This window comes from Chryseobacterium gleum, from assembly GCF_900636535.1.
In the GTDB taxonomy this organism is placed as follows: Bacteria; Bacteroidota; Bacteroidia; order Flavobacteriales; family Weeksellaceae; genus Chryseobacterium; species Chryseobacterium gleum.
In genome coordinates this window covers 537,009-557,808 of record NZ_LR134289.1, presented here as the reverse complement: position 1 = coordinate 557,808, position 20,800 = coordinate 537,009, and the positions used below count along the sequence as shown (strand labels likewise).

The following is a 20,800-nucleotide window of genomic DNA, read 5'->3' as shown; positions in this document are numbered from 1 at the left end:
CATGAATACTGATTTTTTCATTGATCTGCTTCACCAGGTAAAAGAATTTGAAAGCTCTGAGGGCTGTACATCCCATCCAACCGTTGAGGATTTCCGGCTTTGGATAAATGATCAAAAATATAGAAAAGAAAGTCCGACCAAGCTTTTCAAAAATGAACAGCATACGGTATCCTTTACCGAAAATGAAATCTGCAAACAGGTCCTGCTCTTAGCAAGATATTCAAAGCAGCTCGTCAGAAAAGGATTGAATGATTTTCCGGAATTAGCCAACGAAGAATTCACATACCTATATCGACTGAAAGACGAGCCCAATCTGACTAAAATCCAGCTTATAGAAAGAAACGGACATGAAAAACAGACCGGTACCCAAATCATCAAACGTTTATTAGAATACAATTTGATTGAAGAAAAAAATGACATCGAAGACAAAAGAAGCAAACGTCTTAATATTACAAAAAAAGGAGAAGATTATTTCCATCGCTCTATAGAAAAAGTGAATATGACTTCAAAAGTTCTTACCGGAAAGCTTGACAATAATGAAAAAAAAGAGCTTCTGGAATTGCTCAGAAAGCTGAATGATTTTCATGCCAATCTTTACTTTCAATATAAAAACTCCAGCATTGATGAATTACTGAAGTATTTTAAATAGAAAGGGTTCTGAAATTTATTTTCTTTATGATATGATTTGTCAGGTTAGATTGTGCAGGAAAATTAATTGAACTGAGCTCTATATTGTTGAGGACTTTGCCGGGTTTTTAATTTAAACAATCGGCTAAAGGATTGAGGCTGTTCAAAACCTAATTCGAAGGCAATTTCAGAAATACTAAGATCTGTGGCAGATAACATGTTCTTTGCTCTATAAATCATTTTATCGTGAATAAATTGCTGAGTGTTTTGACCTGTAAGATTTCTTAATAAATCACTTAAATACCCAGGTGACATATGCAGCTGGTCAGCTAAATAGTTCACAGTTGGAATTCCGGCATTCAGGACTTTATCACTGTTAAAATAATCTTCCAACAACTGATCAATACGATCGGTAAAACTAGGGTAGTTTTGTTTTCGGGTCAGAAACTGCCTGTTATAAAATCGCTGGGCATAATTTAGCAACAGTTCAATCTGGGAAATGATCACATTATGACTCATGTCATCTATACGATTTTCCAGCTCTTCTTCTATATCTCTGAATAGCGACAGAATGGTTTCTTTTTCTTTGGCCGAAAGGTGCAGCGCTTCATTGGCAGCATATGAAAAAAAGTGGTACTGATGGATCTTTTGTGCCAATGGATATTGCAGTAAAAAATCGGGATCTATAAGCAATGTGATCTGCGGACTGAGTATTTTTTGTTCCGCAGTTTCCTCTTTGTCCTTCTCTTCTATTGAAGAAAGAATCTGCTGAGGAGCTACAAAAAACAAACCACCCTCTTTAAAATCAAATTTAGTCTGTCCATACATTAACTCTCCCCCGGCATCTGGTTTAAAAGCTATTTTATAATAATTCAATACATGCGATTTATTAGGTGCACGGCCTGTCAGCGACTTGTCTACGCCATTTAACAAAACAATTAAAGGGTGCTTCGGAGGCGGAAAACCAGAGGCCTCCATAACATCGGCCAGCGAATTAAATCTTTTTACGGAATGATTTGATTTTTTTGAAGCCATGGTATAAAAATTCTAGATTACAAGTTAAGCAATATTCGCTTTTCCCTACAAAAAGAAAAGCGAATAGAACGGAAAGATTGCTAAAAACGGCATAGATCATTAACCTTGTGCCGCTACTGAAATAGGTTTCCAGGTTTCCCATTCCTGAATTCTTTCTGAATAGATCTGTTGGATATGTGGCAAATCATTTTTACCCAACAGCAATCTAAGTGGTGGGTTTTCAGCATCTACAACAGCAAATATAGCGTTAGTTGTGGCCAGAGGATTTCCCCGTTCCAGCTTTTGTAAATTTTTCATCAGCTGATTTTTCAAATCATCATAATCCGATAGTTTTTTGCTGGCGATTTTTAATGATTCGGTACTGCCAAATTCAGTATTATATGCCCCCGGTTCAATCAGCGTTACTTTGATACCAAATGCTGCAACTTCTTTAGCTAAACTATCATGAATCGCTTCAAAGGCAAACTTTGAAGAACAATAATAGCCAATGAGAGGATTACTGTAAATGCCAACGGCGCTGGACGTTCCCAAAATATGGCCATAACCCTGCGCCCGAAGTATAGGTAAAGCTGCCTGAATTACATGAACCGGTCCTATAATATTGGTTTCATACAAGGCTTTTACCTCATCGGTGCCACTCTCTTCAATTGTTCCTACCAATGAATATCCTGCATTATTGAATACAATATCTAATCTTCCAAAATATTCGTTGGCCCTGGTAATAGCATTTTGTACTTGGGTAACATTGGTTACATCCAATTCAAGAATCAGGACCTGATCGCCATACGTTTCTTTTAATGTGGCAATACTCCTGATATCACGTGCTGTGGCAGCTACCTTGTCTCCTCGTTTCAACGCTGCCTCTGTCCATATTTTTCCAAAACCTCTTGAAGATCCGGTAATGAACCAAACTTTTTCTTTCTGTCTATTTTCCATTTTTTAATTGTATTAATATTACAGCAAATTTGGTTCTAAATAGACGTACTTACGTTGCTAAAACAAGGATTTTCCTAACCAAAACGAAGAAACGCGAACTCTACGGATAAAAAGGATTTCCCATGATATCTAAAGAAAAACTGTTTGAATCCAATAAAAAGAACTCAAACAGTTTACATTTATTACTACACTCCTCTGTTATTTGAATCTAAGATTCAGAGAAATAATATCTGAACTCATTCCTACAGATTTTGTATAATGACCATACCTGATCTCCAGCATATTCAGACGTTCTACTCCAAACAATCCGTTTTTAGGGCTCAGCCTGATTCCAGCTCCATAAAAATTACTGTTAAAAGTAGACAGATCATAATTGCTTGTATAATAATCATCAAAAGCTGTGTGCTGTTCATAAGGTGCAAAATATTTTGTCCCTTTTTGTGAATAATACCTATAGAACGGGCTTACAGAAACGAAAGGTGATATTTTTACCGGAGTTTCAATATTGAAGGTATTGGATCTTATGCCCCAGCTGTCTGTATAATACCGGTAATACGTCCTGAATATAAACCGGTCCCCCAGAAAATAATTGGCGCGCACTCCCAATGGCAGTTTGAATCTTTTATCCGGGAGTGTTTCCTGGTGCACAGAACCATCTGTGAAATATACCCTATGGAAAGGCAGACTTAGAAAACCTGTCTGCTGTACAGCATCCGTCAGAAGCTCAACCTGAAAATTCTGATTGATAATCTGGGAATATGCTAAAGACAATGCAAAGGTATTTCGTCCGCTCGTTCCATAGTTTTCGTGCTCTCTTCCTGTTGAATTTCCTGTACGCAATTCTATAGGTGCTATCAGTTTTACCTGATCAAGATAGGTCTGAAACTTTGCAGTAAACTCCCCCATCCGGTTGGCAGTTTTCTGGGCAAAACCAATATTAACCCCGTAAGACTGATAGTCAAATTCTGTAGAAAAAGAGAGCCCTCCGAAGATGGTACTTCCTTTACTTTCATTCTCACGGCTCCACTGAAGTGACGGATATATTCTGGTATCTGCATGAGAGGCCGAAGAATTGGCTTTAAGATCAATCATATCTGATGAAGCTGAGGTATAATGATCTACACCAACACTCAGATTGAATTTATTTTTACGCTGTTTACTATCATATTTCACCATCGTAACATCAATCGTATTGGAAAGATCAGTAAGCTTCTCCGAACCCGTTCCTCCAGTCACCGCAGAATTATTTCCATCCTGATGGTAATAGCTGGATACAAGGTTGGCTTCATCAAAACTTAGTTTTTTGGACGGTGCTGTATTGGTATTTTCCTGTGCATTAGCGCTTAGGAACCCAAAGAGGGTCCATATGCTTATTACAATTTTTTTCATTTCTGATTTTTATCTTATATATTGTAATACACTCAATTACACCCGCATCCACCTCCTACTTTTCCGGAATTAGCGCCTGAGGAGCCTTCTCTGTAAGACTGGAAACTTAACTCTGCTTTTTCTATAGTCCTGTTGCCCAATGCCATTTCAGCATCATTGAGCTTTCCTTTTTCATATTCTTTCAAAGCGGTACAGGAGTGGGTAAGCATTATAATACCTGCGGCCACCAGACCGATTCCTAATTTTTTTATATTGTTTTTCATTGTAAATTAATGTTTTGAGATGAATAGACTGTATTGTCATCATCGATAATGATACATTCCAGCTGATGAATCTGATTCACCAGATCCAGCGCTGCTTTTATTCCCATAATACCGACAGGAGTTGCCATGGCATCCGCTATTTCTGCATTCGGGCAGAAAATAGTGACGCTTTTAACTCCTGAGACAGGCATTCCGGTTTTGGGATTGATGGTGTGAGAATACTTTTTGCCGTTGATCATGACAAATTTTTCATAATTTCCTGAAGTTGCTACAGCCATATCTGTAATGTTCATGTAAGAAAACGGCTGTTTTACGTGATCGGGATCTGCAATTCCTACTGTCCATGGTTTTCCGTTGCTTTGCATTCCCCATGTGGTAAGATCACCGGAAGCATTTACAATTCCTGATTGTACTCCTCTTTTCTGAAGCAGCCTTTTTGCCATTTCAGCAGCATAACCTTTTCCTATTCCTCCAAAACCGATTCTCATTCCTTTTTCTTTAAGAAAAACAGTCTGATCTTCAGGATTGAGAAGAATATTCTCATAATTCACCAGTTTTAAATGATCCTTGATAAGCTTTGGATCCGGAAGCTGCTTCATATTACGGTCAAAATTCCAGAAACTTTTATCTATTCCTCCATAGGAAATATCAAAATATCCGTCAGTAATCCGGCTGATGCGAAGACTTCTTTCAATCAGATCAAAAACTTCCCGGTCTACCTTTACAGGTTGTATTCCTGCGTAATGATTGATCAGGCTGGTCTGGCTGTTTTCACTGAAAGTAGTGAGCAGTTTTTCAATTCTCTGAATTTCGGTCACTGCAGCTTCTATATGCTGATAAGCCGTATTTTCATGATTATCTACTACCGTTATTTCAAAAGCGTTTCCCATCAGCTTCTGAGGCTTTCTGAATTCTCTGAGCATCTGTTCTTATTTTCTTTGCTGTTGGATATCTCTTATTTCTTTACTAAAAGCCAGTGCGCTTTCAGAAGGCAGGCCTTCCCAGCTTTTCAGAACTTTTCCGTCCTGATCCAGCAAAAGAGTATAAGGAAAAAGTCCTTTTGAATTGTACCTATCGGCAAGTGCAACATTTTCCTTTTTCATTTCTGCGGAAAGCTGGTTCTTTTTATTTCTTGGAAAGTCAGCGTTAACATAGACAATAACATTTTCTGTCTCCAGCTTTTTGAAATCTTCTGTCTCTATAATATTCTTATGAAGCTTGATACAGGGAATGCACCAGTCAGATCCGGAGAAATTAAGTAAAATAAGTTCATTTTTGGCTGCAGCTTCTTTTTTGGCATTTTCAAAGCGGTTCTGTGCCGTGATGCCAATAGAAAACATCCCCATGATCAGGGATAAAAATAGTGTTTTCATTATTTTAAAATGGATAATGATTAATATAATACGTTTGAACGCTGTATATCAGCTTATGATATACAGTATATATTGGCTGACAGTGGCTGACAGCCTTTTTTGTTTAAAATATCAGGAAAATAAATACTTTGGTGGTTCCCAGGCGGTTCTAAGAAAGCCTCTGTAGCAGAAATTATCATTTCTTGATGGCATTTTCCGGGATTTTATTTGTTTAAAATGATCGTTCTTTATTTCAAACTGAAAAGTATCTCCAATAATAAAAATCAATGCCAGGGGTGTGCTGTGAATAACAAAGGGTAATTTCTGATCTTTACCATAATCACCATCTTTAACGGGATGATCATAGTGTGTTTTCAGAAATGCAGTGAGAGACATCTCAGGATTCAGCTTTTTGTGTTCCCAGTAATGTTCTATCAAAGTCGGAATTTTTAACAGTTGATACACTTCGGTTGTAGAAACCAAATAGAGTGACAGCAACAATATGGAAATCAACTTTTTCACTCTATCAAAATTAGAAAATATTTCATTAAGAATGATTTTAAATAAAAATTTCTTTTAGTCTGTTTTTAATCAAATTTTTCAAAGAAAAAAGGTAATAAATATCCGTTCAAATGCGGAAACAGTTCTTCGAAATAAACTAGTATAATTGAAAATGAAAGATAAAAAGCAGTTTTTAATTTCTTATTCCAGCAACCAAAAAAAATATTAATTATTACTCATTTAATAGTATATTGTAAAACAAATCTGCATTATTATATGTCTGCCAAACGTTACGTTCAAACCCGAGCCAGGAAAATCAGAAAATTCTTTGGATTATTAGGTCCGGGACTAACGACCGGTGCTGCTGATGATGATCCTTCCGGAATTGCGACATACTCTCAGACAGGGGCTCAATTCGGTTATGGGCAGCTATGGACCGCACTCTATATGCTCCCGTTTATGATCGCAGTGCAGGAAGCCTGTGCAAGAATAGGAATGGTTACCGGTAAGGGGCTGACAGGAGTAATTAAAGATCATTACAGTAAAAAAATACTATATGGTTCAGTAGGATTGGTTGTGATTGCTAATACTATTAATATCGGAGCGGATATCGGAGCAATGGCCGCTGCCGCACAATTAATTATTCCTGCTGATATTGTCATACTGATGCTTGTTTTTACCATAAGCATATTAACATTGGAGATATTCACCAGTTACAGGGTGTATTCAAAAGTTCTGAAGTGGCTGGCATTATCCCTTCTGGCCTATCCTCTTACTGTATTCATTATAGATCAGCCCTGGAAAGAAATACTGAAGGCCTCTATTGTTCCCCACTTCGAATTGTCTTTCAACTTTCTTTTCATTATAACCGGAGTGTTCGGAACAACTATTACTCCTTATATGTTCTTCTGGCAGGCCTCTCAGGAAGTGGAAGAAGAAAATAAAAAAGGATTGATTCAAGATGGAAAACCCAAAATCGGATGGTATCATATTCATGCGATGAGAAAAGATAATAATATAGGCATGGTCATCTCTGAATTTACTACATGGTGTATCATCCTGGTTGGCGGAACCGTTTTGCACAACGCTAATATAACAGATATTAATACTGCAGCTGATGCAGCAAAGGCATTAGAACCGTTGGTTCAGTCATTCCCAGATTCCGGATTAATATCAAAAATCATCTTTGCTATTGGTATTATCGGCTTAGGACTGCTTGCTGTTCCGGTGCTTTCAGGATCGGCATCTTATGCTGTTTCAGAAGCTCTCAACTGGAATGCAAGCTTAGACCTGAAATTCAGAAAGGCAAAAGGCTTTTATATGGTTATTATCATTTCTACCCTTATTGGTCTTTGTATTAATTTTATCGGCATTAATCCGGTGAAAGCCCTTGTATATACCGCAGTTCTCAATGGTGTAGCAGCCGTACCGCTCTTGTTTCTGATTATCCGCATATCGGCAAGCGAACGCATTATGGGAGAGTTTAAAAGCAGATGGCTTTCCAAAAGCTTATTGTGGGCCACTTTTTTCTTTATGGCCACCGCTTCTGTGGCAATGCTGTTTACCATTTAAATAACAATTCCCTGTTCCACCTGTGCTAAGATTATTTCTTCATCTTTTTTAGGAATGTTAACAGGTATCTGAAGCTCTGTCTGAATTTTTACCCTGAGTGCTTCCAACGCAGAAGGTTCCCCATGAACAAGCATGATCTGCTTGGGAGGAATTTCATATTTTTTAACCCAATCTATTAATTCAGACTGGTCTGCATGGGCAGATAGTCCTGTAATTTCTGCAATATGGGCTCTTACATCATAGTATTTTCCATGCATTTTGAGTTCATGAGACTGGTTGAGCAATGCCCTGCCTCTTGTACCTTCAGCCTGAAATCCAACAATCAGGACTGTATTTCTACTGTCTCCGATATAGTGTTTCAAATATTCCAGCACTCTTCCTCCTGTTATCATACCGCTTCCTGCAATAACAATTTTAGATTGTTTTTGTGCAATTATTTCCTGAGTTTCAGTATAATCTTTTGTAATGTAAATCTTTCCAATAATATCATTCCACTTCTGTCTGTCAACTAATGTATAATCTGAATACCTGACCATAATTTCGGTAGCGGAAGCTGCCATTGGACTATCCAGAATCACCGGGACGCCGGCCGGTATTTTATTACTGTCTTTCAGTTCCTGAAGGATATAAAGGATTTCCTGAGCGCGTCCGACAGCAAAACAGGGTATAATAATATTTCCGCCTGCTTTTATGGTCAGATTAATCCAATGCTCCAACTGATTAGACAAATCTTTTTGATCATGAAGCCTGTCGCCATAGGTAGATTCCATCACCAGAAAATCAGACTGTGTAAAAAAATCAGGAGGAGCCAGAACAGCACTGTGGTTTCGTCCGATATCTCCTGAGAAAACTATTGTTTTTCCAAAGCAGGTAATTTTTACAGAACAGGCCCCGATAATATGTCCGCAGGGCTTAAAGATACAGCTTATATGATCGCCCAGCTTAATTTCCACATTTTCATCAATGACAAAAAACTGTTTAAAAGATCTTTCTGCATCATTTACCGTATACAGAGGTTTTGCCGGATGGTGCCTTGTATAATGATGCCGGTTGGCTTTTTCTGCATCTTCTTCCTGAAGCTTGGCACTGTCAAGTAATATCAGTTTTGTTAGTTCCTTGGTAGGACCGGTCATGTAAATTTTGCCTTTAAACCCATTCTTTACAATAAGCGGAATATATCCGCAATGGTCAAGATGGGCATGGGTAAGAATAATGGCATCTATTTTAGAAACATCAGTATTCAGGGGCAGCCAGTTTTGCTCTCTAAGGTATTTTATCCCCTGAAATAAACCACAATCAATTAAAATAGTAAGTTCAGGAGTTTTTAATAAATGCTTTGATCCGGTAACTGTTTCTGCGCCACCAAGTGACTTGAGAGTAATCGTTTCCATTTTAATACAATTTATTGGACTTTTATTTTTTTATTCATCTTCTTTACTGTATTTGCCTTACCCATCTTTATGTAAAGCCGTCCGTTTTTGTACCGTGCTTTAATATCACTTACATCAATTCCTTCCGGAAGCCTGAAACTCCTTGCAAGGGAAGACGTTAAAAATTCTTTTCTCACATAATTTTTTTTAATTTCTTCTTTTTCATCTGTTGCGTAAGCCTGAATGTTCAAAACACCATTTTCTACTCTTATCTTAAAATCTTCTTTTTTAAAGCCGGGAGCGTTCACCTGTATCCTATAATTCCCGTTTTTATCAATGATATTTACGGAATGTTCTATTTTACCAGGTTGGTTAAGAATTTCGTTTTTACTCCAGAATTCTTCTGTTAATAGTTTTACCGGAGTTTGTTTTGGGACTGAAGTTTTCATAATAACCATTTTTGGATTAGATATCAAAGGTACCCTAAGACGTATTTGGAAACCATGACAATGATCGTATTTAATTGTGATCGTCATCATCTTTCTGCCATCTGTTGATGACGCTGATAACTTCATAAGCATCGGAAGGATCAGTGTTTCTGATATGTGTCCATTGTAACCTGTCATGCTTTATTTCAGGCAGATCACCTGTAAAAGAATCTTTAAGCCATGTGATTATATATCTGACTCCTGATGAAACAAGTTTTTCAAGAATAGAACACGAAACAGAACATCCATCACCAGTAATGATAACAACATCTTTTGAATGGGCAAAATACACTGTTGTTTCATCTAACGGAACATTGATGATGGTAATTTTATGTCTTTTATGATTGGCTAAAGCAAGGAATTGTTTATCAATCTGGCTTATCTGGTATACGATCACTTTCATAGCTTCTGTTCATACATCAAATGTATTGAAGATGAAAAAAGCTAACCGTGTGCAAAATCATTATTAAAGATGATCTGTATTTTAATTTTTCATTTTCTGTAGTCGGGTAATGTCCAAAATTGTAATTCTGCCAGCATTTCTGTCAATAAGCCCCTCTTCTTTAAAGTCTCCGAGTATCCTGCTCACTGTTTCTATAGCCATACCTGCCATAGAAGCAAGGTTCTCTCTGGAAATTTCGAAATTTCCTGTTCCGGAATGAGCCTTGTATAATTTACTAAGGACTTCTGCCATTCTTTTTCTGACCGAAAAGTAAGCAAGCTGTAAAAGCTGTTCTTCATGGCTGATAACATTCTGCGCAAGAATTTTAATAAATTTTTCTGCCACATCAGGATATTTGCAGACCAACTGATCCATTACCTCCCTTGGAATGGAACATAAGGCAGCATCTTCAAGCACTTCGGCGGTCTCTTTATATTCTCTTCCTGTAAACAATGAGGTGATTCCGAAATATTCTTCAGGGTAATATACATGGGTCATCAGCTCTTTCCCTTCTTCAGTCATTTTTGTGGTTTTTACTGATCCGGAAAGGATCAGGTATACAGCACTCGCCGTATCACCTTCATTATAGATAACCTGCTTCTTTTTGAGTGTTTTGATTTTACGTTCATCAAAAGATTTTTTCAGTTCTTCCAGGCCATTTACAGATTGAAACAGATGATTCATCTGGTCATACTTACTGCTGTAAAACTTTTTCTGATGTTCTTTTTTCCTGAGCCTGCTCTCAATGGCATTTAAAAGTTCGATATCATCAAATGGTTTTGTCAGATAATCATCTGCTCCCATTTCTATCCCCTTCCGTACTTCTGCCCTGTCTGCTTTTGCTGTAATAAAAATAAAAGGAATTAATGAGGTTTCTTCTCTCTTACTTAACAGATAGAGCACTCCATATCCATCGAGTTCAGGCATCATAATATCGCACAATATAATATCTGGTATGTGTCTGATGGCCAGTTCCACGCCTTGTTTACCGTTTTTCGCCTGCAAAACCTCATAGTCAGCCAGCTCCAGAATTTCTGAGGTGCTTTCCCGGATGTCATCATGATCCTCAATGATTAGTATTTTTGTTTTTGTCATGAATAATAAACTTTTATTTTCGCTTAAAAGACAATGTAAACTGAGTTCCTTGGCCAGATGCGCTGTTAAAATCTATATGACCGTTCATCAGATTAACATATCGGAGAACAATATTTAATCCCAGACCGGTTCCCGGAATATTACCAATATTATGAGCCCTGAAAAAAGGCTGGAAAAGCGCTGAATGATCTTCTTCAGGAATTCCTATTCCATTGTCTTTTACTGTCATCAGATAATATTCTTTATTTATTTCCGTACAAAACTCAATGAGTGTATTTTCTCCGGAATATTTGATGGCATTACTGATGAGGTTCATAAGACAGTTCCTTAATAAATTCTGATCCAGAAATACTCTGTTTTCTACTCCGGTATGCTGATAAATTATGATTTGATTGTCTTTGGTAATCAGCTGCATTTCTTCCACTAGCTCTTCAGAGAATCGTATAATGTCAAACTCATGATAATCCGGGGTTACAATACCTGCTTCCAGTTTCTCCAAAGAAAGAAAGTCGTTAAGAATTCCGTTAAGACCCGTGATTGCATTTTTTATTTTATGAAGGTGTTTCTGAATCTGGGAATGATCAGCAAGCTGAAGGTATTTTTCTATAAGAACTACGGAAAGCTGCATGGAGCTTAAAGGGGTACGGAATTCATGCGAAGCCATGGATACAAAACGACTTTTCATCCGGTTAAGTTCCTTTTCTTTTTCAAGGGAAATGTTCGCTTCTTCTTTTGCCTTTTCCAAAGCACTTAGCATCTCCTGAAGAGATTTTGTTCTCTTTTCAACCAGGTCTTCCAGCTCAATGGTATACTTTTTAAGAAACTCTTCGGCTTCTTTTTCTTTCGAAAGATCATGAATAAATCCGGTATAGATCACCCTGTCATTAAGCTGAACTTCACTTACCGCAAGCCTGAATGGAAATTGGGAACCATCTTTTCTAAGTCCCTTCACTTCTCTGCCTTTACCAATTATTTTTTTCTCTCCTGTATTCTGATAGCGAAGCAGATAACTGTCATGTCTGCTATGATCAGGTTCCGGCATTAACATAGAAATATTTTTACCGATTAATTCTTCTTCTGTGTATCCGAAAATCTTTAATGCAGAAGGGTTTAAGTTTTCAATCCTGCCCCGGCTGTCAATGGTAATAATACCGTCAATAGCTGTTTCTATGATTGCATGTAAGAGTCTGGAACTTTCCATAAAAAATAAATACTTACCCTTATTAAAGATAAGTATTTTAAATCAACTTTCTACGAAATACTGTAATATGTTAGTAAAACAGCATTTTTAAAAGGGTGTTTTCATCAATATTTTTTAACTCTAAAAATAAATATGACCTCCTTCAGGAATAATCAATAAAGGGATCTGTAAATCCTGAGCCTGTCTTGCTGCGTGGCTGCCTGCAATGAGCCTGCCTATAAAACCTTTCTGCTGATGCCCCATAACGAGCATATCTATATCTTTCTCTTTTAAAATATTCAATCCTGTATCAATATTCTCGCTTTCGATATAATTGTAGCAGATTTTTCCCTCAAGGTCTTTAAAGAAAGCATCTTTCTTCTGTTGATAGGATGTATTTTCAATAAGATCAACAGCAGTGTCAGTGATATGAGTAATAAGCAGTTCAGCATTGAAATACTTCGCAAATTTGATCAGTGCATGTGATATTTTGATATCCATCTTATTCAGATCTGTAGCAAAAGCAATCTTTTTCAGTTGTTTATATTGATATCCTGATGGTATGAGAAGTAATGGGTATTCAGTATGCTCAATCATTTTGATACTGTTGCTTCCCAGAAGAAATCGTGCAAGATTACTTGCTCCCTTCATTCCCATTACGACCAGTAATGTTCTGTTTCCGGCCGCTGTATCATTGATCAGCCGGATGGTATCTCCTGTTTCGCAGGTGTAATAGATGGAAGGATGAAAAGGAAAGGAATCATTCCCCCACAATTGTTTTTCTTTATATTCTATATTTTTAACTTCTTTCTTCATTTCATCCTCGTATTCTTTCTTTAATACGGGATATTCATACAAAGCCCATGCGGTCTGCCCGAGCATAGGTTCTTCTATAGGAATCCTGAAGGCATGGCAGAGCTCTATATTGCTTTTTAATGTATGTGCCAAATGCAGGGCATATTCAGCTGCAGTTCTGGCTGGCTCTGAAAAATCTGTGGGTACTACAATTGTTCTCATTATTTTAGTTATTAAAATTGAATTTATTTTCCAAAACAGGATCAAGATTATAAATATCATTATAAAACACCATCTTTCCGTTTTTTACAAGGCAGGTAAGGTATGTAATCATGATAGGAACCGGCTGTTTTAAAACAAAATCTTTTCTTTCGTATCGATCCATAAAAGATTTCATCAGCGGGATCTCATCTTCAGTTCCATCATGTTTAAGCAACTGTGCTGCCAGATCTCCGGCATTTTCTACACGGATGCATCCATGGCTTAAGGCTCTCTGAGTCTTTTCAAATAACTGTTTCTGAGAGGTATCATGAAGGTATACCCCATAGGAATTTGAAAATCTGAAAACAACTGCTCCAAGCGCATTATCACAGCCGGAAGACTGTCTTATACTATATTGATAAGGTTTTCTGTAGGCTTGTTTCAATTTTGCTGATGTAACAGGTACTATCTTCCCTGACCTGTCATACAACGAATAATGATGTTCCTCAAGATACTGGCTGTTTTTTATTATTTTAGGAAGCATCTCTTTGATGAAGATATTCTGAGGAACCTTCCAGTCAGGAGCAGTTGTAAAATAATCAACCCTACTCTTTAAAACAGGACTTGGCGTAGAGGGCTTTCCAACAATCACCTTATAATGGAGTGTTTTGTCTTTCTGAACAAAATCCAGAGAATAAGCAGGAATATTCACCAACAGATAAGCATCACTGCTTATACCCATCCAGCGCAGGCGCTCCATATTAATAGCTACCTTTTTGATTTCTGCTTCTCGATTTTCAGTACCATTGCTGTAAATTGTATTCAGATAATTCTGAAAATCAGTATACTCCTGGATTTTAGGTTGCACATCAAAGGCAACTTTTGGCAAATCATTTTTCTGTAATGCCTGATACAATATCTCGCCGGCTTTAAAACCTTCTACATCATTACCATCAATAAAAGACGGACTGTAAAAAGGATTGTACTTTCCAAAGTGTAAGTAATTGATATAAGTGATAAGTGCATCTGTCATTAAAATATCAGTTACAGCATTTTCTTTAGAATCTGTATATTTAGTTCGGTCTGCAACAGTATTTAAAATTTCCGGGGTAAGGCTCTGCTCATGGTAATCTTTGGAAGACAATCCCCTTTTACCGGTATCTTTCAGTAAAAGAACTGCATCCTGAAGCAGATTTCGTTTAACTGAGGGATTGATCCAAACATATTCAAACCCATGCTGGCTATAAAACTGCTTTACCGATTTTGGAAAATGCAGTTCCGGAAGATCATCTTTATTATTCAGTACAAGTGCTATTTGACTGGCAGCATTTACATCTTGTCCGCGAAGCATTGCAACACTGAAAACAATTACGATCCAATTCAATAAAGTTTTCATAATCCTGAATTTAGTGATGTAAAGTTCCCATTTCATCACATCATAAATAATGATCCTTATCACATAAAAAAATGATATAATCCTTTAGTAGAGTTTTCTTATATAAGTAAATCTGTTTTGATCAATTTACCGATAAAGATCTGAGTGAGAATATTGGAAGTAATATTCTTGATTTAAAAAACAGCTCAAAGCAGATTAGTCTTTTTGCTGCGAAACTGAATGATAAGAAGAATATACTCTCCCAAATATCATCAAATGACACTTTAGCTATTTTGTTGGAAAAATACAGGCTAACCTGGAAACATCTTCTGAAGACCTAAGAACTTTCACTTCAAAAATCAATAATGAGGAAAATATGGTTTCAATATTAGTTGATAATCCAAGATTAGGTAGATCTGTAGACTCCACCATCAATAATATCGGTAAGGGAGTTGATGACCTCAGAGAATTAGAGGCTGCAGCAAAAAACAACTTTTTATTGAGAGGTTATTTTAATAAAAAGAAAAAAGTCAACAAAAACAATAAAAATTAATTATCTTAGTTTTCAACTATGCGATTAAATAATATTTCTACATTCTCCTTCGTAAAAAGTCCTGTTCCTTCAGCCATTGCAGTGGCAGACCCACATGCAATTCCCATGGACAAAACTTCTTTATAATCCCCACCTTTTACCAGGACGGAAAGCATACCGGCAACCATACTATCTCCTGCACCCACTGTACTTTTCACATTCACAGCAGGTGCATTCATTTGAATTTTTTCGGTTGCTGAGAATAAAACGGCTCCCTTCTCTCCCAATGATACGACCACAATCTGAGCATTGCCATTTGAGATTATAAGCCGGGCAGCCTGATCTATATCTTCATCCTGCAGCCTTTCTTTTCCGACCAAAGAAGCTAATTCTCCCAGATTAGGTTTTAATAGGAAAACGCCTTCTTCCACGGCCATTTTTAATGGTTCTCCAGAAGTATCAATGATTATTTTACTTCCGTTTGCTTTACAAATGCGAACAATTTTTTTCATAAAATCCGTATTTGTATCTGGTGGAAGACTTCCGCTGATCACTACAAAATCCGGAGAAGAACTCATTGCATTGATGCTATTCAAAACACTCTCCTGCTCTTCCATTGTTAACTTCTCCCCGGGAAAGCCAAAGCGATACTGATTATTATTGGATGTATCCAGAACAACGAAATTTTCTCTTGTTTCCCCGGTAACATATAAAGGCTGTGTATTCAGATTTTCCTGTGTAAGCAAATCTTCCAGTAATTTTCCGGTTCGTCCACCGGAAGTAAAAAAAGTATCCGATACTATTCCCAATCTTTTTAACGCTCTGGAAACATTGATTCCGCCACCTCCCGCTTCATATTTAGGAGAATGACAACGTAATTTCTTTTCAGGAATTATGTTTTCAACGCTGCTGCTTTTGTCAACTGATGGGTTTAACGTAATTGTTAAAACAGATTTTTTCATTATTCCTATTGTAAAATTAATTGTTTGATGCTATTCTCAATCTCTCCTACTCTTTTCTGGTCTACTGTATCATTAGCTATAATTATAATTCCTAATTTATCATCAGGATATAAAGTACATAAAGTGTTGAATCCGATTTTGGTATTGCCATCATGGTAGATATATCTTTTGCCATTATCAGTATTCAGCATCCAGCTAATTTGGTTGTATAAAATTAATGAAAAGATGCACCATAACTATCAACAACTTCTATTATTTAATTCTTTAAATTTTATAGTTTTCTAATTGAACCGAAATAAGCCTATTTCATTAAGTTCATTGGGATAAAAAGATCTGGATCTTTTAATTTGCTAAATAAGAGCTGATGAATATTAATTTTTTACGACCTTTAAATGACCAAATTGGGAATGTTATGATAAATAAATTGTTACAGACGATTGAAAAAGCAGTCGATGTAGATCAGGATGAAAAAGAACTCATTGCCAGGCTTTTCCATGAAAAAAAATACGCGAAAGGAGAATATTTTCTGAAGGAAGGTGATGTATGTCGAAATGTTGGATTTATTATAAACGGTGTCATGCGATATTATATTAACGATGATGGAGAAGAGAAAACTTACGGCTTTGCCGAAGGATCTGATTTCGTTTGCAACAATGAAAGTTTTCTGCCCCAGCAGCCATCCAGGCAAATTATCCAGGCGTTGGAAGACTGTACTTTACTAGTTATCGGATATGATGATCTTCAAGAATTTTATACTTCCATCAAAAGCGGTGAGCGTTTCGGGCGGCTTGTTATTGAACAGGTTTTTGTTAAGACTTTACAGGGACTGAATTCTTTCTATACAGATTCACCTGAGCTTCGCTATGAGAAATTTGTAAAAGAATATCCTGAGCTGCTTCAACGCATTCCGCAATATTATATTGCTTCCTATGTCGGAGTTAAACCACAGTCGCTGAGCCGCATCCGAAGCAGAAATATCCGCAGAAAATGATTTGTTAACCCAGGTGCATGAAAGTTGAAAAGGATGCAGATAACTTTGTTGTCAACTTAAAAAACAAATAGTATGACAACAAGAATTTGTAACATCATTTCATTTTTGACCGGGATAGGATTGTTATTTATAGGTCTGAGATTTTTGATTTCACCGGTTAAAGCCGAATTCGATTTTGGTATTTTCACCAATACCCATAAAGATTATTCCTTCCACTATATCAAAGGGACCAGAGATATCTTTTCTGGTATTCTGCTTCTACTTCTGGTATTGGCAAAGCAAAAAAAGGCTCTGGGAATAGTGCTTCTCTCAGCAACTGTGGTGCCCTTGGGAGATTTCATGATCGTAATGGGCAAAAATGGAAGCGATTGGCAGCATGCAATAGCTCATTTGATCGCTATAGCAATCTGTATTATTACGGGCCCGGCACTGTTATGGCAAAAATCTAAAAAGAGCAGTTCCGGCGAACAAATGTCCTTCAATTTAATTCATTCAGCAGCTGATGGCGGGCCTACAGTAACAGAGTGTGATCTGCTCCCCGGTGCAAAAACTCCCTGGCATTACCATACTTTATTTTCGGAAAAGTTTGAAATCCTGAAAGGCGAACTGGAAGTTGGAAAAGCTGGTAAACGTTATCAACTCAAGCCCGGCGATGAGATTGTTATATTGGCCAACGAAACACATCTTTTTCATAACAGATCCGGGAGCGTGTGTCGCATACGGACAACCATAGACCCGGGAAATATTCCATTTGAGCAGGCTTCATTAATTCTATTGGGTCTCGCGAAGGATGGTTTTACCAATAGCAGCGGAATACCAAAAAGGTTTTCAGACTTAGCTTTGTTTATTCATTTGAACAATTCCAGGATGACAGGAATAATGAAAATAGCAGAACCATTTTTAAGACTTGTTGCAAAAATCGCTATACATAAAGGCCGATTGAAGGTTCTTGAAGATACTTATTGTAAAACAGCCGGATTATATTGAATACTCCAAGATTATGCCTGACAGGAAAATAAAAAAAGGAAAAATTACACCCAAAATTTAATATTAATTCTATCAGAGCAAAAACGCGCTGTCCCGGGCTGAATATATGTTTAGACATGACCCAGTCTTTTTAGACAGACCAATATCATTAACCCTAATAATCAATAAGTTGTTTTTCTCAAATATATTCACTATCTTGTAAGTATGAAAAAAAATAAAGGTCAGGATAGTATAACACACGCTGGCAAAATTAACGAACGGACAAAAGCTTTGGAAGTTCTTGAACAGGCTAAAAAAGTACAAGGAAAAATAACATTTCTCCGTCAGGGAGTCGGGAGGAATTTTAAACCGAAAAATGAAGAATAAAACAATATTCCTGAAAGAATGTTTTGAAAACAGCAGCAATTGCTGTAAACAAAAACCCTGCAAAATAATTATTTGCAGGGTTTTTTATAATTTTGAGGGTATGCCGTATTGAATCATCAAAGATCTGAGAACAGTTTCAGCCTTTCATATTCAGTCTTTCCTCCTGCAAATCCAATAGCCGTAAGTGTTTTCTGATGATATTTTCATCCAGTAACAGTTCTTCACGGTTTTTAGCGATAAGCCAGTTTCTTTGGGTGTCGAGAATATCAATATAAATACGTCTGTATTCCTCATAGTTTAGAATAATTTCAGAACTGTTCAGCAGATTTTCATATTTCTGTAACTGATCTTTCAACGCCGGAAAGCTATCTATTTTATCAGCATAATCACTTTTGATTTTATCAATCGCTACTTTAGCCAGACTGTTCTGGATATCGTAATCTATCTCTTTTACACTTCTTACGAAATCCCGGTCTACCGGAGGAAATTTTCTCAGTAAAAACGGAAGGGTAAGCCCTTGTAAAAGCAGCGTTAGCAAAATCACGATAAATGTAATAAACAGAATCATATTTCTTTGCGGGAACGGAGACCCATCATCTAAAGTCAAGGGAATAGAAAGCGCTGCTGCCAGGGAAACTACTCCCCGCATTCCGGTCCATCCTATAATAAGAGGAGTTTTCCAGCCTGGTGACTGAGGATCGGCAACCGTGATAAAATTTCTCATAATTAAAGTCGTCACCAACGCTCCGTAGCCTGCTAAAATCCTGACAATAATCAATACTACGGTGACTGCAATTCCGTAACCAATGGCTGTATAAATATCTGTATCACCTAAGCCAGAAACAATTTCCGGCAGATCCAAACCGATAAGTATAAACACTACCCCGTTTAAGAGAAAGCAAAGACTTTCCCAAACTGTGACCGTACGTATTCGGGATGCACTGCTTAAAAAATCATGACTGCGATAAGAAAGAAATAGTCCGCCTGTTACCACTGCCAAAACTCCGGAAGCATGAGCTTGTTCTGCTGCCAGGTACATAGAAAACGGTGCAATAAAGGTCAGCAGAATATCTATATTTGAATCGGTTGGCAACATTTTATGCAGTTTCAGAAAGATATACGCAATAACAAGTCCGATTCCGACCCCACCGAAACACATCCAGATAAAACTTCCTGCCGCTTCATGCCACACAAACTGCCCGGTGGCAGCGGCAATCATCGCAAACCGGAAAATAATCAAAGAAGAAGCATCATTCAGCAAACTTTCACCCTCCAATATAGAGGCCAGCCTTTTCGGAACTTTTACAAATTTCAGAATGGCTCCCGCACTCACAGCATCCGGCGGCGAAACAATACCTCCCAGCAAAAAGCCAAGAGCCAGAGAAAATCCGGGAATAAAATAATTGGCAAATACAGCTACCGAGAGCGCAGTAAAGAAAACGACTACGAAAGCAAAGCTGAAGATAATCCGGCGCCAACGCCAAAGCTCTTTCCATGAGGTTGACCATGCCGCTTCATACAGTAAAGGAGGCAAAAAAATTACAAATAATAATTCGGGTTCTACTTTTATAGGTGGCACACCTGGAATAAAACTTATTAGAAGTCCTGCTAACACCAACAGAATAGGATATGCAACTTTAATTTTATTGGCCAGCATGATGAGCATGGTAATTAAGAAAACCAGGAAGAGATAAAATTCAAAGTCTTTAAGCATATGTAAATTTTAGATATTTAAATATATTAAATTCTCAAAAACTTTATTCTTTTTATGGGAAATTTACATCATTATAAAATTGTTAATTTTCTGACATTGTATGTTCATCATGTATCTGCGAGGGCTTACATAAAAGAATGCCGGCTATAATACCTAAGATCATTATAATTTAGGTAGCCAATTCTTAAAGTTTGTTGAATAAATTCTTCCATCTTTCTTCATTATATAATATTTTAAAGTCATTACATTTAAGTAGCATATCTTTATTCAGCATTTCTCTTACATATAATAAATTTAAAAAATCAAGTGCGATCTCCTTATATTTCTGCTCATTCGTTTTTAAAGCTATTGTAGAAAATACCCTTGCAGCGTCATAATTTTGTTCATTACTCATGCCTCCCAATACCATAGAAGCCTGATTATAAAAGTCATAGACATCCTGAAATTTTCCCGCCTGATATGCATTTTTAGCCTTCATAATAAGATCATATACGTATTGATGTTCTTCATATTCATTTTGCTGTGATTTCTCAACTGTAATATTATCATAAGTAAAGCCATAAGACAATGCATAACTGCCCAATAAAGGTAGTCCCATGCTGGTTCTTCGACTATCAACCTGCCCTT

The 20,800-nt window shown here is 37.1% G+C and carries 24 protein-coding genes; 6 read left to right on the top strand and 18 right to left on the bottom strand.

Translation table 11 applies throughout. The features are described 5' to 3' along the window. Position 1 precedes the first annotated feature (1 nt). Entirely contained in the window at positions 2–649 is a 648-nt protein-coding gene (locus EL165_RS02520) for a MarR family winged helix-turn-helix transcriptional regulator (RefSeq protein WP_002979734.1), read from the top strand. Between the two features lie 62 nt (positions 650–711). On the opposite strand, the gene EL165_RS02515 is transcribed toward EL165_RS02520, so the two are convergent. From EL165_RS02515 to EL165_RS02485, 7 genes are all read right to left on the bottom strand, one after another. After that, complete coding sequence (locus tag EL165_RS02515) at positions 712–1,662, bottom strand: helix-turn-helix domain-containing protein (protein WP_002979735.1); 951 nt, start codon at positions 1,660–1,662, stop codon at positions 712–714. A gap of 99 nt (positions 1,663–1,761) precedes the next feature. Next, on the bottom strand, positions 1,762–2,598 hold the full coding sequence (locus tag EL165_RS02510) for an SDR family NAD(P)-dependent oxidoreductase (protein WP_002979736.1): 837 nt from the start codon (positions 2,596–2,598) through the stop codon (positions 1,762–1,764). 198 nt (positions 2,599–2,796) lie between these two features. After that, positions 2,797–3,987 (bottom strand): DUF3570 domain-containing protein, encoded by a 1,191-nt coding sequence (locus tag EL165_RS02505; protein WP_002979737.1) that lies wholly within the window; start codon positions 3,985–3,987, stop codon positions 2,797–2,799. Between the two features lie 32 nt (positions 3,988–4,019). Continuing rightward, positions 4,020–4,250 carry a DUF4266 domain-containing protein gene (locus tag EL165_RS02500; RefSeq protein ID WP_002979738.1) on the bottom strand — a complete coding sequence of 77 codons (231 nt, stop codon included), beginning with the start codon at positions 4,248–4,250 and terminating at the stop codon, positions 4,020–4,022. Continuing rightward, positions 4,247–5,173, bottom strand: coding sequence for an FAD:protein FMN transferase (locus tag EL165_RS02495; RefSeq protein ID WP_002979739.1), 927 nt, complete (start codon positions 5,171–5,173; stop codon positions 4,247–4,249). Before EL165_RS02495 ends, EL165_RS02500 begins: the two co-directional genes overlap by 4 nt. Positions 5,174–5,179: 6 nt before the next feature. Continuing rightward, on the bottom strand, positions 5,180–5,623 hold the full coding sequence (locus EL165_RS02490; protein WP_002979740.1) for a thioredoxin family protein: 444 nt from the start codon (positions 5,621–5,623) through the stop codon (positions 5,180–5,182). Between the two features lie 111 nt (positions 5,624–5,734). Further along, a complete protein-coding gene (locus EL165_RS02485) occupies positions 5,735–6,124 on the bottom strand; it encodes a hypothetical protein (protein ID WP_041461498.1) in 390 nt (129 codons plus the stop codon). A gap of 255 nt (positions 6,125–6,379) precedes the next feature. Between EL165_RS02485 and EL165_RS02480 the strand changes: the two genes are divergently transcribed. Next, complete coding sequence (locus tag EL165_RS02480; protein WP_002979742.1) at positions 6,380–7,675, top strand: NRAMP family divalent metal transporter; 1,296 nt, start codon at positions 6,380–6,382, stop codon at positions 7,673–7,675. Here EL165_RS02480 and EL165_RS02475 read toward each other — a convergent pair. The 7 genes from EL165_RS02475 to EL165_RS02445 all read right to left on the bottom strand — a co-directional run bounded on the left by EL165_RS02475 (position 7,672) and on the right by EL165_RS02445 (position 14,642). Continuing rightward, on the bottom strand, positions 7,672–9,066 hold the full coding sequence (locus EL165_RS02475) for an MBL fold metallo-hydrolase RNA specificity domain-containing protein (RefSeq protein ID WP_002979743.1): 1,395 nt from the start codon (positions 9,064–9,066) through the stop codon (positions 7,672–7,674). The genes EL165_RS02480 and EL165_RS02475 overlap by 4 nt on opposite strands. A gap of 11 nt (positions 9,067–9,077) precedes the next feature. Further along, the gene (locus EL165_RS02470) at positions 9,078–9,494 is read right to left on the bottom strand and encodes an Hsp20/alpha crystallin family protein (RefSeq protein WP_002979744.1); all 417 of its coding nucleotides are present in this window, start codon (positions 9,492–9,494) and stop codon (positions 9,078–9,080) included. Positions 9,495–9,564: 70 nt separating this feature from the next. After that, entirely contained in the window at positions 9,565–9,936 is a 372-nt protein-coding gene (locus tag EL165_RS02465) for a hypothetical protein (RefSeq protein WP_002979745.1), read from the bottom strand. Between the two features lie 81 nt (positions 9,937–10,017). Further along, positions 10,018–11,070, bottom strand: a complete 1,053-nt coding sequence (locus EL165_RS02460; protein WP_002979746.1) for a response regulator — start codon at positions 11,068–11,070, stop codon at positions 10,018–10,020. Between the two features lie 13 nt (positions 11,071–11,083). After that, complete coding sequence (locus tag EL165_RS02455; RefSeq protein ID WP_002979747.1) at positions 11,084–12,271, bottom strand: PAS domain-containing sensor histidine kinase; 1,188 nt, start codon at positions 12,269–12,271, stop codon at positions 11,084–11,086. A 120-nt stretch (positions 12,272–12,391) separates the two neighbouring features. Beyond that, positions 12,392–13,267 carry a universal stress protein gene (locus tag EL165_RS02450; protein WP_126358574.1) on the bottom strand — a complete coding sequence of 292 codons (876 nt, stop codon included), beginning with the start codon at positions 13,265–13,267 and terminating at the stop codon, positions 12,392–12,394. A gap of 4 nt (positions 13,268–13,271) precedes the next feature. Beyond that, positions 13,272–14,642, bottom strand: coding sequence for a L,D-transpeptidase family protein (locus tag EL165_RS02445; protein ID WP_041461790.1), 1,371 nt, complete (start codon positions 14,640–14,642; stop codon positions 13,272–13,274). Positions 14,643–14,997: 355 nt separating this feature from the next. Here EL165_RS02445 and EL165_RS25740 point away from each other — a divergent pair, with 355 nt between their 5' ends. After that, positions 14,998–15,174: a hypothetical protein gene (locus EL165_RS25740; RefSeq protein ID WP_002979750.1), complete on the top strand. Its 177-nt coding sequence runs from the start codon at positions 14,998–15,000 to the stop codon at positions 15,172–15,174. Between the two features lie 5 nt (positions 15,175–15,179). Here the strand turns inward: EL165_RS25740 and EL165_RS02440 are convergent, their stop codons facing one another. Both EL165_RS02440 and EL165_RS02435 read right to left on the bottom strand, forming a co-directional pair. Beyond that, entirely contained in the window at positions 15,180–16,115 is a 936-nt protein-coding gene (locus tag EL165_RS02440; protein WP_002979751.1) for a 1-phosphofructokinase family hexose kinase, read from the bottom strand. Between the two features lie 5 nt (positions 16,116–16,120). Further along, on the bottom strand, positions 16,121–16,306 hold the full coding sequence (locus EL165_RS02435) for a hypothetical protein (RefSeq protein ID WP_002979752.1): 186 nt from the start codon (positions 16,304–16,306) through the stop codon (positions 16,121–16,123). A 221-nt stretch (positions 16,307–16,527) separates the two neighbouring features. Here EL165_RS02435 and EL165_RS02430 point away from each other — a divergent pair, with 221 nt between their 5' ends. From EL165_RS02430 to EL165_RS25735, 3 genes are all read left to right on the top strand, one after another. Beyond that, complete coding sequence (locus EL165_RS02430) at positions 16,528–17,106, top strand: Crp/Fnr family transcriptional regulator (RefSeq protein WP_041461791.1); 579 nt, start codon at positions 16,528–16,530, stop codon at positions 17,104–17,106. A gap of 72 nt (positions 17,107–17,178) precedes the next feature. Beyond that, positions 17,179–18,093 (top strand): DUF4267 domain-containing protein, encoded by a 915-nt coding sequence (locus tag EL165_RS02425; protein ID WP_002979754.1) that lies wholly within the window; start codon positions 17,179–17,181, stop codon positions 18,091–18,093. A gap of 204 nt (positions 18,094–18,297) precedes the next feature. Further along, positions 18,298–18,459, top strand: a complete 162-nt coding sequence (locus EL165_RS25735; protein ID WP_002979755.1) for a hypothetical protein — start codon at positions 18,298–18,300, stop codon at positions 18,457–18,459. A 136-nt stretch (positions 18,460–18,595) separates the two neighbouring features. Here EL165_RS25735 and EL165_RS02420 read toward each other — a convergent pair whose 3' ends face one another. Beyond that, on the bottom strand, positions 18,596–20,173 hold the full coding sequence (locus EL165_RS02420) for a Na+/H+ antiporter (RefSeq protein WP_002979756.1): 1,578 nt from the start codon (positions 20,171–20,173) through the stop codon (positions 18,596–18,598). A gap of 184 nt (positions 20,174–20,357) precedes the next feature. Further along, complete coding sequence (locus EL165_RS02415; protein WP_002979757.1) at positions 20,358–20,771, bottom strand: hypothetical protein; 414 nt, start codon at positions 20,769–20,771, stop codon at positions 20,358–20,360. Between the last annotated feature and the right edge of the window lie 29 nt (positions 20,772–20,800).

What these genes read in the sequence shown, in the direction of transcription:
- EL165_RS02465 (WP_002979745.1), bottom strand. Translation starts at nt 9,936, where the DNA reads ATGAAAGTGATCGTATACCAGATAAGCCAGATTGATAAACAATTCCTT.
- EL165_RS25740 (WP_002979750.1), top strand. Translation starts at nt 14,998, where the DNA reads ATGGTTTCAATATTAGTTGATAATCCAAGATTAGGTAGATCTGTAGAC.
- EL165_RS02445 (WP_041461790.1), bottom strand. Translation starts at nt 14,642, where the DNA reads ATGAAAACTTTATTGAATTGGATCGTAATTGTTTTCAGTGTTGCAATG.
- EL165_RS02435 (WP_002979752.1), bottom strand. Translation starts at nt 16,306, where the DNA reads ATGCTGAATACTGATAATGGCAAAAGATATATCTACCATGATGGCAAT.
- EL165_RS02460 (WP_002979746.1), bottom strand. Translation starts at nt 11,070, where the DNA reads ATGACAAAAACAAAAATACTAATCATTGAGGATCATGATGACATCCGG.
- EL165_RS25735 (WP_002979755.1), top strand. Translation starts at nt 18,298, where the DNA reads ATGAAAAAAAATAAAGGTCAGGATAGTATAACACACGCTGGCAAAATT.
- EL165_RS02440 (WP_002979751.1), bottom strand. Translation starts at nt 16,115, where the DNA reads ATGAAAAAATCTGTTTTAACAATTACGTTAAACCCATCAGTTGACAAA.
- EL165_RS02430 (WP_041461791.1), top strand. Translation starts at nt 16,528, where the DNA reads ATGATAAATAAATTGTTACAGACGATTGAAAAAGCAGTCGATGTAGAT.
- EL165_RS02455 (WP_002979747.1), bottom strand. Translation starts at nt 12,271, where the DNA reads ATGGAAAGTTCCAGACTCTTACATGCAATCATAGAAACAGCTATTGAC.
- EL165_RS02495 (WP_002979739.1), bottom strand. Translation starts at nt 5,173, where the DNA reads ATGCTCAGAGAATTCAGAAAGCCTCAGAAGCTGATGGGAAACGCTTTT.
- EL165_RS02420 (WP_002979756.1), bottom strand. Translation starts at nt 20,173, where the DNA reads ATGCTTAAAGACTTTGAATTTTATCTCTTCCTGGTTTTCTTAATTACC.
- EL165_RS02450 (WP_126358574.1), bottom strand. Translation starts at nt 13,267, where the DNA reads ATGAGAACAATTGTAGTACCCACAGATTTTTCAGAGCCAGCCAGAACT.
- EL165_RS02520 (WP_002979734.1), top strand. Translation starts at nt 2, where the DNA reads ATGAATACTGATTTTTTCATTGATCTGCTTCACCAGGTAAAAGAATTT.
- EL165_RS02480 (WP_002979742.1), top strand. Translation starts at nt 6,380, where the DNA reads ATGTCTGCCAAACGTTACGTTCAAACCCGAGCCAGGAAAATCAGAAAA.
- EL165_RS02425 (WP_002979754.1), top strand. Translation starts at nt 17,179, where the DNA reads ATGACAACAAGAATTTGTAACATCATTTCATTTTTGACCGGGATAGGA.
- EL165_RS02490 (WP_002979740.1), bottom strand. Translation starts at nt 5,623, where the DNA reads ATGAAAACACTATTTTTATCCCTGATCATGGGGATGTTTTCTATTGGC.
- EL165_RS02470 (WP_002979744.1), bottom strand. Translation starts at nt 9,494, where the DNA reads ATGAAAACTTCAGTCCCAAAACAAACTCCGGTAAAACTATTAACAGAA.
- EL165_RS02415 (WP_002979757.1), bottom strand. Translation starts at nt 20,771, where the DNA reads ATGGGACTACCTTTATTGGGCAGTTATGCATTGTCTTATGGCTTTACT.
- EL165_RS02500 (WP_002979738.1), bottom strand. Translation starts at nt 4,250, where the DNA reads ATGAAAAACAATATAAAAAAATTAGGAATCGGTCTGGTGGCCGCAGGT.
- EL165_RS02505 (WP_002979737.1), bottom strand. Translation starts at nt 3,987, where the DNA reads ATGAAAAAAATTGTAATAAGCATATGGACCCTCTTTGGGTTCCTAAGC.
- EL165_RS02515 (WP_002979735.1), bottom strand. Translation starts at nt 1,662, where the DNA reads ATGGCTTCAAAAAAATCAAATCATTCCGTAAAAAGATTTAATTCGCTG.
- EL165_RS02475 (WP_002979743.1), bottom strand. Translation starts at nt 9,066, where the DNA reads ATGGAAACGATTACTCTCAAGTCACTTGGTGGCGCAGAAACAGTTACC.
- EL165_RS02510 (WP_002979736.1), bottom strand. Translation starts at nt 2,598, where the DNA reads ATGGAAAATAGACAGAAAGAAAAAGTTTGGTTCATTACCGGATCTTCA.